General features: G+C 66.4%; 15 protein-coding genes. 7 read left to right on the forward strand and 8 right to left on the reverse strand.

The genetic code is table 11. From position 1 onward, the window contains the following. Positions 1–4 precede the first annotated feature (4 nt). On the reverse strand, positions 5–1,018 hold the full coding sequence (locus tag ACZ6SF_RS30515; protein WP_466066803.1) for a Zn-ribbon domain-containing OB-fold protein: 1,014 nt from the start codon (positions 1,016–1,018) through the stop codon (positions 5–7). A gap of 61 nt (positions 1,019–1,079) precedes the next feature. On the opposite strand from ACZ6SF_RS30515, the gene ACZ6SF_RS30520 reads away from it, so the two are divergent. Further along, complete coding sequence (locus tag ACZ6SF_RS30520; RefSeq protein WP_466066805.1) at positions 1,080–2,120, forward strand: LLM class F420-dependent oxidoreductase; 1,041 nt, start codon at positions 1,080–1,082, stop codon at positions 2,118–2,120. 135 nt (positions 2,121–2,255) lie between these two features. Here the strand turns inward: ACZ6SF_RS30520 and ACZ6SF_RS30525 are convergent, their stop codons facing one another. Next, on the reverse strand, positions 2,256–2,588 hold the full coding sequence (locus ACZ6SF_RS30525; RefSeq protein WP_466066806.1) for a WXG100 family type VII secretion target: 333 nt from the start codon (positions 2,586–2,588) through the stop codon (positions 2,256–2,258). 77 nt (positions 2,589–2,665) lie between these two features. Between ACZ6SF_RS30525 and ACZ6SF_RS30530 the strand changes: the two genes are divergently transcribed. Then, the gene (locus tag ACZ6SF_RS30530) at positions 2,666–4,330 is read left to right on the forward strand and encodes an alpha/beta hydrolase (protein ID WP_466066807.1); all 1,665 of its coding nucleotides are present in this window, start codon (positions 2,666–2,668) and stop codon (positions 4,328–4,330) included. A 1-nt stretch (position 4,331) separates the two neighbouring features. Further along, positions 4,332–4,892: an LppA family lipoprotein gene (locus tag ACZ6SF_RS30535; RefSeq protein WP_466066809.1), complete on the forward strand. Its 561-nt coding sequence runs from the start codon at positions 4,332–4,334 to the stop codon at positions 4,890–4,892. Positions 4,893–4,980: 88 nt separating this feature from the next. Here the strand turns inward: ACZ6SF_RS30535 and ACZ6SF_RS30540 are convergent, their stop codons facing one another. Then, positions 4,981–6,003, reverse strand: a complete 1,023-nt coding sequence (locus ACZ6SF_RS30540) for a sigma-70 family RNA polymerase sigma factor (protein WP_466066811.1) — start codon at positions 6,001–6,003, stop codon at positions 4,981–4,983. 193 nt (positions 6,004–6,196) lie between these two features. Here ACZ6SF_RS30540 and ACZ6SF_RS30545 point away from each other — a divergent pair, with 193 nt between their 5' ends. Beyond that, a complete protein-coding gene (locus ACZ6SF_RS30545) occupies positions 6,197–6,613 on the forward strand; it encodes a VOC family protein (RefSeq protein ID WP_466066813.1) in 417 nt (138 codons plus the stop codon). 111 nt (positions 6,614–6,724) lie between these two features. Here the strand turns inward: ACZ6SF_RS30545 and ACZ6SF_RS30550 are convergent, their stop codons facing one another. Then, positions 6,725–7,507, reverse strand: coding sequence for a crotonase/enoyl-CoA hydratase family protein (locus ACZ6SF_RS30550; protein ID WP_466066814.1), 783 nt, complete (start codon positions 7,505–7,507; stop codon positions 6,725–6,727). Positions 7,508–7,569: 62 nt separating this feature from the next. Here ACZ6SF_RS30550 and ACZ6SF_RS30555 point away from each other — a divergent pair, with 62 nt between their 5' ends. The 3 genes from ACZ6SF_RS30555 (at position 7,570) to ACZ6SF_RS30565 (ending at position 9,952) form a co-directional block, all read left to right on the forward strand. After that, positions 7,570–9,216 carry an acyl-CoA synthetase gene (locus ACZ6SF_RS30555; RefSeq protein ID WP_466066815.1) on the forward strand — a complete coding sequence of 549 codons (1,647 nt, stop codon included), beginning with the start codon at positions 7,570–7,572 and terminating at the stop codon, positions 9,214–9,216. A gap of 170 nt (positions 9,217–9,386) precedes the next feature. After that, on the forward strand, positions 9,387–9,584 hold the full coding sequence (locus ACZ6SF_RS30560; RefSeq protein ID WP_466066817.1) for a plasmid mobilization protein: 198 nt from the start codon (positions 9,387–9,389) through the stop codon (positions 9,582–9,584). Beyond that, positions 9,584–9,952 (forward strand): type II toxin-antitoxin system death-on-curing family toxin, encoded by a 369-nt coding sequence (locus ACZ6SF_RS30565; protein WP_466066819.1) that lies wholly within the window; start codon positions 9,584–9,586, stop codon positions 9,950–9,952. The genes ACZ6SF_RS30560 and ACZ6SF_RS30565 overlap by 1 nt, the downstream gene beginning before the upstream one ends. Before the next feature lie 21 nt (positions 9,953–9,973). Here the strand turns inward: ACZ6SF_RS30565 and ACZ6SF_RS30570 are convergent, their stop codons facing one another. The 4 genes from ACZ6SF_RS30570 to ACZ6SF_RS30585 all read right to left on the reverse strand — a co-directional run bounded on the left by ACZ6SF_RS30570 (position 9,974) and on the right by ACZ6SF_RS30585 (position 13,043). Further along, a complete protein-coding gene (locus ACZ6SF_RS30570; RefSeq protein WP_466066820.1) occupies positions 9,974–10,411 on the reverse strand; it encodes a type II toxin-antitoxin system VapC family toxin in 438 nt (145 codons plus the stop codon). Beyond that, positions 10,401–10,640 carry an AbrB/MazE/SpoVT family DNA-binding domain-containing protein gene (locus ACZ6SF_RS30575; protein ID WP_466066822.1) on the reverse strand — a complete coding sequence of 80 codons (240 nt, stop codon included), beginning with the start codon at positions 10,638–10,640 and terminating at the stop codon, positions 10,401–10,403. The genes ACZ6SF_RS30570 and ACZ6SF_RS30575 overlap by 11 nt, the downstream gene beginning before the upstream one ends. Before the next feature lie 75 nt (positions 10,641–10,715). Next, on the reverse strand, positions 10,716–11,822 hold the full coding sequence (locus ACZ6SF_RS30580) for an acyl-CoA dehydrogenase family protein (RefSeq protein ID WP_466066824.1): 1,107 nt from the start codon (positions 11,820–11,822) through the stop codon (positions 10,716–10,718). Positions 11,823–11,849: 27 nt separating this feature from the next. Next, positions 11,850–13,043: an acyl-CoA dehydrogenase family protein gene (locus ACZ6SF_RS30585; protein ID WP_466066826.1), complete on the reverse strand. Its 1,194-nt coding sequence runs from the start codon at positions 13,041–13,043 to the stop codon at positions 11,850–11,852. Between the last annotated feature and the right edge of the window lie 91 nt (positions 13,044–13,134).

A 13,134-nucleotide genomic window follows, 5' to 3' on the forward strand; every position in this document is an offset into this window, starting at 1 on the left:
CCTCTCACAGGTGATGCTTGTAGGTGTCGTAGTCGGCATCCGGCTCGCCGGTCGGCTCGAAATGGTCGATATTGGCCATGGTGAAGTCCCACTCCTCGCGGGGCTTCCAGACCACCTTGACCCGCATACCCATCCGCACCTCGCTCGCGTCGCAACCGAGCACCAGGTGCAGGAACGGGATATCCGCGCCGTCGAGCAGCACATATGCCGCCACATAGGGCGGTTTGATCCGCTGTCCGAGGAACGGCACGTTCACGATGCAGAACGTGGTGACCGTCGCGGTCTCGGCCAGTTCGACCGTTTCCGCGGTGGACCGCCCGGTCATGGGATCGACGCCGCGCGGCGGGAAGTACACCTTGCTGTCGGAATCGGCCCGGGCGCCGATGAGCTTGCCCTCTTTGAGGCCGCGCAGGAAGGTGCTCTCCTCCGGGGAGGCCGTGTGTTTGTAGTCCATCCCGATCGGCGTGACGATCCCGGTGACCGGTTCGGCGTCCGAGGCCGGCGCCGGTTCGGCCGTCGGTGTCTCGCCGGGCTCGAAGCAGACGATGTCGTGGATGGTGCCGGTGAGGTCGGCGGCCCAGCGGGCGGTCACCCGCATACCGGTGCTGATCTGCTCCGGGCTCTGCACGTCGACCGCGTGCAGCAGCGCGGTGTCCGCGCCGTCGAGCTGGATCAGCGCGTAGGCGAACGGCCGGTCGAAGGGCTGGCCCGGAAGCGGGTCGCGTACCCAGCTCCAGGACTTCACGGTGCCGGTCGCGGCGACCTCGACGAACTCCGAGAGCGGTTCGGAGGTCACCGGGTCGAATTCGGCCGGTGGTACGAGCACCCGGCCGTCCGAACCTCGGTTACCGAAGACGCGCCGCTCGCGCAGGCCGGTAAGGAACTTGCCGATGATGGGTCCCACGGAGCGCGTGTAGTCGAACTCCATCCGCAGGGGCGCACTGAGCACATCGCTCGGTTTCAGTCCCGGCGGGCGTTCCTGCGTAATTACCGTGGGTGCAGTATTCCCCTGAGTCACGATATCGAGTAGAACAGGTTCTTATTCTGCTGGCAAGCAGTAGGCCGGAAAGGGGTCGGATGTGAAGTTCGGATTGCAGCTCGGATATTGGAGCGCCGGACCGCCGGAACACGCCGCCGAAGTCGTCGTGGCCGCCGAACAGGCGGGGTTCGACGCGGTGTTCGCCGCCGAGTCCTGGGGCTCGGACGCGTTCACGCCGCTGGCCTGGTGGGGCTCGGCGACCGAACGGGTGCGGCTGGGCACCTCGGTGGTGCAGTTGTCCGCGCGGACCCCCACCGCCACCGCGATGCACGCCCTGACCCTCGACCACCTCAGCGGCGGCCGGGCCATCCTCGGGCTCGGCGTCTCGGGTCCGCAGGTGGTGGAGGGCTGGTACGGCCAGCCGTTTGCCAAACCGTTGCAGCGCACCCGCGAGTACGTCGATATCGTGCGCAAGGTTTTGGCCCGGCAGGGTCCGGTGACCAACGACGGCCCGAACTACCCGCTGCCCTTCAACGGCCCCGGCGCCACCGGTCTGGGAAAACCGCTCAAGCCGATAACCCATCCGCTACGTGCGGATCTGCCGATCTGGCTGGGCGCCGAAGGCCCGAAGAACGTCGCGCTGACCGCGGAGATCGCCGACGGCTGGCTGGCCATCTACTACACGCCGCGGATGGCGGATGTGTACAACGAATGGCTCGACGAGGGCTTCGCGCGTGCGGGTGCCCGGCGTTCGCGGGCGGACTTCGAGATCGCCGCGACCGCGCAGGTGATCATCACCGACGATATCGCCTCGGAGATCGAGCGGATGCGCTGGATCACCTCGCTCTACATCGGCGGCATGGGTGCGCCCGAACTGAACTTCCACGCCCAGGTCTACCGCCGGATGGGCTACGAGAAGGAGGTCGACGAGATCGGCCGCCTCTTCCAGGCCGGCAAGAAGGCCGAAGCCGCGGCCGCCGTCCCGGACGAACTGGTCCTCGAGACGGCGATCATCGGCAACGAGGCCCAGGTGCGCGAGCAGATCGGGGTCTGGGAGGCCTCCGGGGTCACGATGCTGCTGGTTTCGGTCCCCGATGTGGAGCAGCTGAAGCGGTTGGCGCCGTTGGTCGCCACCCTGTGAACTTGTTTCAGAAATGCTGTCTGCCGATACCCGCCGGAGGCGCCGGCGGGTATCGGGTCGCACTCGCGGCGTCGCCGTGGGTGCGGTAGGAGCTGATCCGGAGCATCCATCGCGACCGCGCCGCGCCGGGGTCGGTCAAATGTTGAGACTGTTGGATTCCGGTGGTGCGGCAGTCTGCTCCGACAAACCCTGCGACGTCGCCTGATCCTGTGCCTGAAGGCTGTCGGCCGTCGAACGCATCAGCTCGGCCATTTCACCGATATTCGTCTGCAGCAGCGACCGGCGCTCGTCGAGGTATCCGTTGAATCTCCCGAACGCGGTGGCCGCCTCCGCTTTCCAGCTGTCTGCGCTGCCCGCGATCTCTCGGTCGGTATCGCGTAGCGCAGTTCCCGATTCGTCGAACAGGACATCGAGCCGGTCGGCGGCGGCATACAGGACTCGCGGGTCCATCGCTGTCGGATCGGGCATGCGGTTCCCCCCTGTACTGAAAGAGCGGCATTGGTACCGTAACAACAGATGGCGCGAACTTCCGGGGGGACGAGATCATGTTGTTGCCCGACATCCGATGGTGGAACGAGCTCGCACTCGAGATGCTGGAGACCTCACTGTCGCGCCGCATCACCACCATCGACGATGTCGGTAAACAATTCGCCGATCTCAGAAATCTTCCCGGCTGGAGCGGCGATGCCGCGGACGCGGCTCAACGGCGGTTCACCGACGCTTCCAACCAGCTGACCGATGAGGCCGCGGCGTTGGGCGCGGTGCGGACGCTGACCACACAGACCCGGGCAGCCGTGAAACATCTGAAGGCCACCCTCGCCACGATCGACCGCAGGGCGGCCGAGAACGGGCTGGAGGTCTGGGACGCCGGCCACGTCACCATCGCGGACAAACCCGGCGCGCCGGATGCCGCGACGGTGGAACCGTTGCGGCTGGAACTGATCGATGCGGCCCGTGCTGTGATGCGCCAGGCCGATGACATCATCGCCGATGCCGCCGCGGTACTGAACAAGGCCGCGGACGGGGCAATCGACGACAAGGGCGCCATCGATACCGCGACGGCCGCCGCCACCGGCGCGACCCAGGGCGGTTTGACCGCCCTCGCTCGGCCGGAGAACGCGACACCGGAACAGAACAACGCGTACTGGAACGCGCTGAGCGACCAGCAGCGCCGCGAGGTCATCGAGCAACATCCGGAATGGATCGGCAATACCGACGGCATACCGTCCTCGGCCCGTCACGAGGCCAATGTCAACCGCATCGACGACGAACGTGCGCGGTTGACACTCGAGCGTGATCGGCTGCAGCGGGAAGTGGACGAATCGTTCGTCGAGAACCCGTCATACGAAGCCGATCTCGCCCAGGTCGAAGCGAAGCTGAAGGACCTCGACGCGCTCGAAGATACGCTGCAGAAGTACCCGCTGGACCCGGACAACCCGAATGCCGGAGCTCGCCTGTTACTGCTGGATATGCAATCAGGAGACAAAGGAATGGCGGCGATCGCGATCGGTGACCCCGACAATGCGGAGCATATCTCGGTGACCACGCCCGGTGTTTCGACCACGATGCAGTCGCTGGACGGTATGGCCGGCGAGGCATGGACATTGCAGAAAGAAGCCGAGAAGCAACTGGACCGCGCAGGCCGGCCCGATGAGCAAGTGGCGGCAATCGCGTGGCTCGGTTACGAGCCGCCGCCCGAAATCGGACCCGACGCGGCGAACTCCGCCCGCGCCGAGGCGGGTGCGCCGAAGCTGGCCGGGTTCCTCGCCGGCCTGGACGCGGCATCGAACCAGGATGATCCGCATATCACGGCTCTCGGCCACTCCTACGGTTCCTATACGACCGCGCTGGCATTGCAGCAATCCGGTGAGGCCGGAGTGGTGGACGACGCGGTCTTCTACGGCTCGCCGGGCATCAGTGCCGACGACGAGCCGGACCTGGGGTTGCCGCAGGGACGTGGCTACGTGATGCGCGCACACGATGATCCCATCGTTTTCGGCGACGGCTTCGGTGTGTTCGGCCCCGACCCGGTGACCACGAGTTTGGAGCAGCTCTCCGTACTGGAGGCCACCACCGAAGACGGCGTCCGCCGCGAGGATTCCAACGGCCACAGCGAGTACCCCCGCTCCAGTGCGAACGGCGAACTCCGCACTGCCGGATACAACATGGCCGTGATCATCGCCGGACTGCCACACCTGGCGGTGCGCTGATATGACACGGTCATTCGTGCGCGCGCTGGCCGTGCCCGCGATCGCCTTGATACTCGCCGGGTGCGCCTCCAGTGTGGACAACACGGACACACTCACTCCCGAAGAAATTGCCCACGCCGAAGCCGAGATGCGGAAGCTACCTTCCCTGGAGGACACCTACCAGCAACATGTCGGCGTCGTCCGGCAGGTCGCCGACGCCGCCACGACCATCGCCCCTGAGCTGGTGTGGGAAATGAAGAAAGACCGTGCGCAAGGGGGTTGCACCGGCCCCTACCTGAAGACGGACGGTGTAACGATGACCACCGATACCTTCTACTCTTCGGTACCGATCAGTGACACGGCATGGCCTCGTGTCGTAGGCAGGGTCCGAGAGATCGCCGCAGCACACGGCATGACAGTGGTCACCGTCTTGGTCGATAAGCCGGGCAACCACGACATCACACTGCATTCGCCCGACCATGGCAACGAAATCCGTATAGGCACCCGGCTGGCCGCCACGGTCGATGGCGTGACCGGCTGCCGCTACCGCGCCGAAGACCTCCCTCGGCAAATGCACCCGTAGCGCCAGGCGTCGCTGAACACGGCCGATATCGAGTCCGGTGTCGGGGCCTGTGCCGGGTCGGCGGTACCTGCCGCCGACCCGGACGGTTTCAGGCCGGTTCGTCCGTCCACTCCGGTGGCAGGTCGAACAGGGGGAAGAGGCGTTCGGTGTCGAGGAAGAAGTTGAGGCCGGCGATTTCGCCGTCGCGCATTTCCAGCACGGTGATCGACCACGGCACCCAGCGACCCGGTTCGCCGCTGGGCTTGTAGTGGCCGAAGGCGGGGTGGCCGTTGGCGCCGGCCAGCGGGACCATCCGCGAGCCGCGGCAGGCGGCGCCGGTGCCGAGCATGAAGGCGGCGACGTTCTCCGGGCCGGAGATCCAGAGATCGAAGGGCGGCATGGACAGCGCCACATCGGTTTTCAGCAGCGTGGTGAGGGCGTCCATATCGTAGGCCTCGAACGCGGTGACGAAATCGTTGATGAGTTTGCGCTGGTCGGAATCGGTTTCGTCGTAGCTGTCGGTATCGGCGGGCTGCACTTTGCTCATGGTGGCGCGGGCGCGCTGCAGGGCGCTGTTCACCGACGCGGTGCTCATGGTGAGCGCCTCGGCCGTTTCGTTGGCGGAGAACCGCAGCACCTCGCGCATGATGAGGATGGCGCGCTGGGTGGCGGGCAGATGCTGGCAGGCGGCGACGAAGGCGAGGCGCAGGCTGTCCTTGGCGGAGACGTGGTCGGCGGGGTCGGAACCGAAGGCGAGCGAGTTGGGGATGGGTTCCACCCAGACGTAGTCCGGTTGCGGCGGGCCGAGCGGCTTATCCGGTGTCGAGGGACTCGACAGGTCCATCGGCCGGGCCCGGCGTTGCGGGCCGTCGAGCATATCGAGGCAGATATTGGTGGTGATCTTGTAGAGCCAGGACCGCAGGCTGGCCCGGCCCTCGAAGGAATCGTAGGACTTCCAGGCGCGGGTGAACGCGTCCTGGACGGCGTCCTCGGCTTCGAAGGACGACCCCAGCATGCGGTAGGCGTAGGCGCAGAGTTCGCGTCTGTGCGCCTCGAAGGATCTCAGGACATCGGCATCGACCGTGCCGGTCTGCTCGCTCATGGGTGCCATGCTGGCATAGCCCACCGACATCTGAACAGGGGATGAAACGCGCAGTTCGCGAGGGTGATCATGGGCGTATCAACGGTCTCGGCGGCCATCGGACGCGGGCGGCGGCAGGTGGGGAGAGAATTCTCCACCGGCCGCCGATTAGTTCCGGTACCGGGCCGCGTCTCCAACTATGCGGCCGGCGAACACAGACCACCTTCCCGAGAGGACCGAAACCATGAGCAGCAAGATGATCTTCGTAAATCTGCCCGTTACCGATCTGGGCCGTTCGAAGAGCTTCTACGAGGCGCTGGGCTGGAAGGTCAACGACGATTTCACCGACGACAACGCCGCCTGCATCGTCGTCGACGACAACATCTGCCTGATGCTGCTCACCCACGAGCACTTCACGATGTTCAGCCGCCGGCCGATCGCCGATACGGCGGCGGCCACCGGCGCGGCCTACGCGCTGTCGCTGGGGAGCGCCGAGGAGGTCGACCGGCTGACCGGGGCCGCGGTGGCCGCGGGCGGTACCGAAGAGGTCAATGCCGATAAACAGGCGCAGGAGGCGCAGGTCGGTATGCACGGCCGCACGTTCCTCGACCCCGACGGCCACCAGTGGGAGCCCTTCTACATGGACTACCCCGGCGCCTGACCGGCAACCGAACGCCCCGGCCGACACTGTCGGCCGGGGCGTTCGGTTGCCGGGCCGCGTGATCCGGTGCCGGGGCGGAGTCCGGCCGGGCACGCGTCCGGGAGTGAAGCCCTATTTACCGCTGAAGTTCGGCTTGCGCTTCTCCTTGAACGCCTTCGGGCCCTCCTTGGCATCCGCGGACTGGAAGACCGCCATACCGAGTTTGGCGTCGATCTGGAACGCCTCTTCCTCGGGAATGCATTCGCTCTCGCGAATGGTCTGCAGGATCGCCTGGACGGCGAGCGGGCCGTTGGCCGCGATCAGGTCGGCCAGTTCGAGAGCCTTGTCGAGCGCCTGGCCGTCGGGCACCACATGGCCGATCAGGCCGATGTCCTTGGCTTCGGCGGCGCTGAGGTGGCGGCCGGTCAGCAGGATATCGGCGGCGACGGTGTAGGGGACCTGGCGGACCAGCCGGACCGCGGAGCCGCCCAGCGGGAACAGGCCCCAGCGCGCCTCGGAGACGCCGAACTTCGCGCTTTCACCGGCCACGCGGATATCGGTGCCCTGCAGGATCTCGGTGCCGCCGGCGATGGCCGCGCCCTCGACCGCGGCGATGAGCGGTTTGGTGAGCCGCCGGCCCTTCAGCAGTGCCTCGATCTTCGAGAGATCCCAGCCGCCGCCGGAAAACGAGTCACCGGGGTGCTGTTGCGTCATACCCTTGAGGTCGGCGCCCGCGCAGAAGGCCCCGCCCGCGCCGGTCAGGATGGCGACCCGGATATCCGGATCGCTGTCGACCTGATCCCAGGCGTCGCGCATGATCGCCATCATCTCGGTCGAGAGCGCGTTGCGCGCCTCGGGGCGGTTCATGGTGACGATGAGGACATGGCCGCGCTTCTCGACGAGGCATTGAGGCATCGCTGTTTCTCCTGTTACTCGGACCCTTGCCAGAAACAGTAACACGTTCTATTTTTGACCTTGTGACGTACAACATAGCCGACCTCGTCGAACACACCATCGATCTTGTGCCGGACCGGGTTGCGCTGGCTGACGACCACCGCTCGGTGACCTTCGCCCAACTGGAGGACAGGGCGAACCGGCTTGCGCACTACCTGCTGGAACACGGTGTCCAGCCGGGTGACAAGGTCGGTATCTACTCGCGCAACACCATCGAGGCAGTGACATCGATGCTGGCGGTGTTCAAAGCGCGGGCGGTGATGGTCAACGTCAACTTCCGCTATGTCGAGAACGAGTTGCAGTACATCTTCGAGAATTCGGACATGGTCGCGCTCATTCACGAGCGGCGCTACACCGACAAGGTGGTGAATGTCCGGCCGAAGGTCCCACATCTGAAAGCGGTCCTGATCGTCGACGACGGCACCGACGCGGCGACTCCCGCCGACGCGGTGGATTTCGAAGCGGCGCTGGCCGAATCGTCGGGCGAACGCGATTTCGGGGATCGCTCCAACGACGACATCTTCATGATCTACACCGGCGGCACCACCGGTATGCCCAAGGGCGTCATGTGGCGGCACGAGGACTGGTGGCGGGTACTCGGCGGCGGTATCAACTTCATGACCGGCGAGTACGTGCAGGACGAATGGCAGCAGGCCAAGACCGGCGCCGCGGGTGGTCAGATGGTGCGCTACCCGATCCCCCCGCTGATCCACGGCGGTTCGCAGACCGCGGTCTTCCACGGCCTGTTCGACGGCGGCAAGACCATCATGATCCCGGAGTTCGACGCGCACACCGTCTGGCAGGCGGTGGACGCGCACGGCATCAACATGATCTTCATCACCGGTGACGCCATGGCCCGTCCGATGCTGGACGCGCTGAAGGCGGGTCATCCGGAAACCGGTGCGGCCTACCAGCACACGAGTCTGTGGGCGATGGCCAGCAGTGCGGCGCTGTTCTCGCCCGCGCTCAAGGATGAGTACATCGACCTCCTCCCGAATACGGTGATCACCGATTCGATCGGCTCCTCGGAGACCGGTTTCGGTGGTATCTCCATCGCCGCCAAGGGTGCGACGCACACCGGCGGTCCGCGGGTGAAGATCGACGCCTCCACCGCGGTCATCGACGAGGACGGCACGCCGGTCGTCCCCGGTTCCGGCCAGACCGGTGTGCTGGCGCGTAAGGGGCATATCCCGATCGGGTACTACAACGACCCGGTGAAGACCGCGGCCACGTTCAAGGAGTACAACGGCGTCCGCTACTCGATCCCCGGCGACTGGGCCCGGGTCGAGGAGGACGGCACCGTCACCATGCTCGGCCGCGGTTCGGTCAGCATCAACAGCGGTGGCGAGAAGATCTACCCCGAAGAGGTCGAGGGCGCGCTGAAATGCCACCCCGAGATCTTCGACGCGCTGGTGGTCGGTGTCCCGGACGAGCGCTGGGGTCAGCGGGTGGCGGCCGTGGTGCAGTGTCGCGGCGGCAAGCGCCCCACCCTGGAGGAGCTGCGCCCGGTGCTGACCCAGGAGATCTCCTCTTACAAGATGCCGCGCAGCCTGTGGTTCGTCGACGAGATCAAGCGGTCGCCGGCCGGTAAGCCCGACTACAAGTGGGCCAAGGCGCAGACCGAGGAGCGCGACGCCGACGAGCACGGGTCGGCGGGCAACGCTTCCTAGAACGGAGCTGTCGAGGGCCGCCGCGTGGTCGAGGCGGCCCTCGACCTGTCTGCTCATCGGTGTGTGATTCTGCGAAGTGCCGGGCGTGGGGGAAGCCCTGGCCGGTCCGCCGCGGTGCGGCCCGCTGTATCGGCTCCGTCAGTGGGTGGTACCGCGTGGTACCGTTCGGTATGGCCGGTTTGAACGTCAGATTTACCGATGAGGAGCTGGAGGCTTTGCGGCAGCGAGCCGAACGGGAGGGGCGAAGCATGCAGCAGTTCGCGCACGATGCGGTGATCACCGCGATCAACGAGCATTCACGGCTGTTCAACGAAGCCGCCGATCATGTCCTGTCGGTCAGTGCGGAGCTCAACCGGAGACTTGCCTGATGAAATACCTGACGCTGGTCGAGTTGATGAATCTCGCGGAGCGTTTGGGTACCCCCGAAGTACGGGATTACGGGTTGCTGGAATCGGCGCTCGCCCGCCCTCGTGCCAGTGTCTTCGGACAGGATGCTTATCCAGATCTATGGCAGAAGGCGGCCGCGCTCATGGAGTCCATCGCGCGCAATCACGCGATGATCGACGGGAACAAGCGGCTCGCCTGGTACGCCACCTGGGTTTTTCTGCAGATAAACGGCCACTCGCTGGCTACCGGTTTCGACGTGGACGCTGCTGAGGAGTTCGTATTGGCGACGGCGCAAGGCGAACTCGATCTGGCGAAGATCGCCGAGCAGCTGACGAGATTCGAACAGTAGCGCAGGGAGCACCTGTCCGTATCAGTGGGCCGGGACAATCAGGTCCACTGTCGGGAAGTAGCCCCTGAAACGCTGCTCGTCGCGGGTGAGTAGCCGGTAACCGGCCACCGCGGCGTGTGCGCCGATGTAGAAGTCGGGCATCGGGGAGCGCTTCGTGCCATCGTTTCTGCGATAGCGTTGATACGCCTTACCTGCCAGGAAACCGGCCCGGAACGGGAGTGGTTCCCGGATGAAGTCGTCGGCGGGAAGCACACTGTCCAACATTTCTACTGTCTCGTAGCCGACCGAAACTTCCGCATAGACGATCGGATTTATCACCACGCGGCCGAAGTCGACCGCTTCGCTGAGCCGGTCGGCCGACCACTGGGCCCACTTCGGATCATCGGTCAGGACATCGAGCAGCACGCAGGAGTCGACCAGTGTCGTCGGCCCGCCGATCGGGCGCACGTTAGTCGCCACGGAGGAGTTCCATGATCTCGTCGGTGCTCATACCCTCGACGGCTTTGCTGTCGGCGGTACCGCGCATCCGATCGACCAGCCGCCGCCCGTGGGTGGGGGCGTCTGCTTGCCGGACGATGCGCAGCGCACCGTCGACCTCGACCACCTCGACATCATCCCCCTCGCGGAGGTTGAACTTCGCCCGTAACGCGGCGGGGATGGTGACCTGGCCCTTGCTGTTGAGTATCACCGCGCGCTCCTGTCATACGTAATACGTGTACCACGTAATACTACGCGCGGTGCTACCGCTCGGCTGGATACGGAATCAGGCCGATTCCGGGACGAACTGGGCCAGGGGGAGCAGATGGTTGGTGGCTCCGCCCAGGGCGAACTCGTTGCGGGTGGCGGCGGTGAAGTAGTTGTGCACGATGTGGTCGCGGTCGATGCCGACGCCGCCGTGTACGTGGACCAGGGTGTGGGCGACCTGGTGGCCCGCCTCGGCGGCCCAGAACTTCGCCGTGTGCACCGCGCCCGTCGCGTCCAGGTCTTGCGAGAGCTGCCAGGCCGCCTGGGTGACGGTCAGCCGCAGGCCCTGGATGGCGATATAGCTGTCGGCGAGGCGCTGGGCGACGGCCTGGAAACTGCCGACCGCGCGACCGAACTGTTCACGCTCGCGGCCGTAGCCGGAGACCAGTTCCAGGGAGCGTTCGAGGGTGCCGAGCTGGGTGGCGGCCAGACCCAGCCAGGCGCGGTCGAGCAGCCAGTCCAGGATCCGGGCGCCGTCGTCCACGGTGCCCACGAGTTCGGCCGGGGCATCGGTGAACTCGACCAGCGATTCGGCGCCGCGGTCGGTCACCTGCTGGGCGGTCACAGTGACGGATTCGGCGGAAGGGTCGACCAGGAAGACGGCCGCGACTCCGGAAACCGAGGCGGGCACCAGAATCCGCGCCGCGCGATCGGCGACCGGGACCGTGGTCTTGGCGCCCGTCACCCGCCAGCCGCCGCCGGACTCGGTGGCGGTGGTGGTGGGGCGGGCCGGTTCCCAGTTGTGTTCCTCGGCCAGCGCGACCGTCAGGATCGCGGTTCCCGCGGCGGCTTCGCCGGCGAGTTTCTTCTGGTCCGCGGAACCGAACTCGGCCAGCGAGCCCGCGCCGAGAACGACCGACCAGAGGTAGGGGACGGACGCGACGGCCTTGCCGAGTTCGCGCAGAATCGCGGTTTGTTCGAGCGAGCCGAACCCGCTGCCGCCGATTTCTTCGGGCAGCGCGGCCGCCAGCACACCGGTCTCGGCGAGCGATTTCCACAGCGGTTCGTCGAACTTGGCGGTGCCGCCGTCCAATTCGCGCAGGCGATCGGCGGTGACCAGTTTCTCGCAGACCTCGCCGGTGAGGCGGGCCAGATCCGACTGGGCTTCGGTGGGAGTGAAATCCATGGTGAGTACCTCGTGGAGTCGGGCGGGTCAGCGGCCGGAGGCGGGCTGCTTCAGGGCGGTCATGGCGATGATGTCGCGCTGCACCTCGTTGGTGCCGCCGCCGAAGGTCAGGATCAGGGCGGCGCGGTGCATCCGCTCGAGCCGGCCGCGCAGCACCGAGCCGGGGGAGTCCTGCCGCAGCGAGGCCTGGGGTCCGAGGACCTCCATGAGCAGGCGGTAGGCCTCGGTGGACAGTTCGGTGCCGTAGACCTTGCAGGCCGAGGCGTCCCACGGGCGCGGGGCGGCGTCGCCACCGGCATCGACCCGGCTGGCGATCTCCCAGTTCATCAACTTCAGGTATTCGACCTTGGCGTGCACCCGGGCCAGGTTCAGCTGGACCCATTCGCGGTCGAAGACGCGGGAGCCGTCGGCCGCCTTGGTCTCCTTGGCCCAGGCCGTGGTCTGTGCCAGCGCGAGTTGCAGCGCGGCGGCCGAGGTCAGGGCGACCCGCTCGTGGTTGAGCTGGTTGGTGACCAGCGGCCAGCCGCCGTTCTCCGGGCCCACCAGGGAGGTCACCGGGACGCGTACGTCCTGGTAGTAGGTGGCGCTGGTATCGGGTCCGGCCATGGTGTGCACGGGGGTCCAGGAGAAGCCCTCGGCGGTGGTGGGCACGATGAGCATGCTGATGCCCTTGTGCTTCTTGGCGGTGGGGTCGGTGCGCACCGCCAGCCAGATGTAATCGGCGTAGGCGATGAGGCTGGTCCACATCTTCTGGCCGTTGATCACGTAGTCGTCGCCGTCGCGGACCGCGGTGGTGCGCAGGCTCGCGAGGTCGGTGCCGGCGCCGGGTTCGGAGTAGCCGATGGCGAAGTGCAGATCACCGGCGGCGATCTTGGGCAGGAAGAATTTCTTCTGCTCCTCGCTGCCGTAGTGCATGATCGTCGGCGCCACCGAGTTGATGGTCAGGAAGGGCACCGGGGCGCCGGCGATGGCGGCCTCGTCGGTGAAGATCAGCTGGTCCAGCATGGGCCGGTTCTGGCCGCCGAACTCCTCGGGCCAGCCCAGCGCCAGCCAGCCGTCGCGACCCATCTCCGCCACGACCTCGCGGTATACGTTGCCCTCGCCGTACTCGCCGGTCTGGGAGCTGAGCGCCGCCCGCCGTTCGGGGGTGATCAGCCGCGCGAAGTATTCGCGCAACTCGGCGCGTAGCTTTTCATGTTCCGGGGTATACGCGATGCGCATAGCGGTACCTCGAGCCTTCGTTCTTCGGGTTTGAGAGGGGCCTGGACGTGGGATCGCGCCGCGCTCACCCACCGGGAGCGCGGAAAGGATC

The organism is Nocardia sp. NPDC049935 (assembly GCF_055586645.1).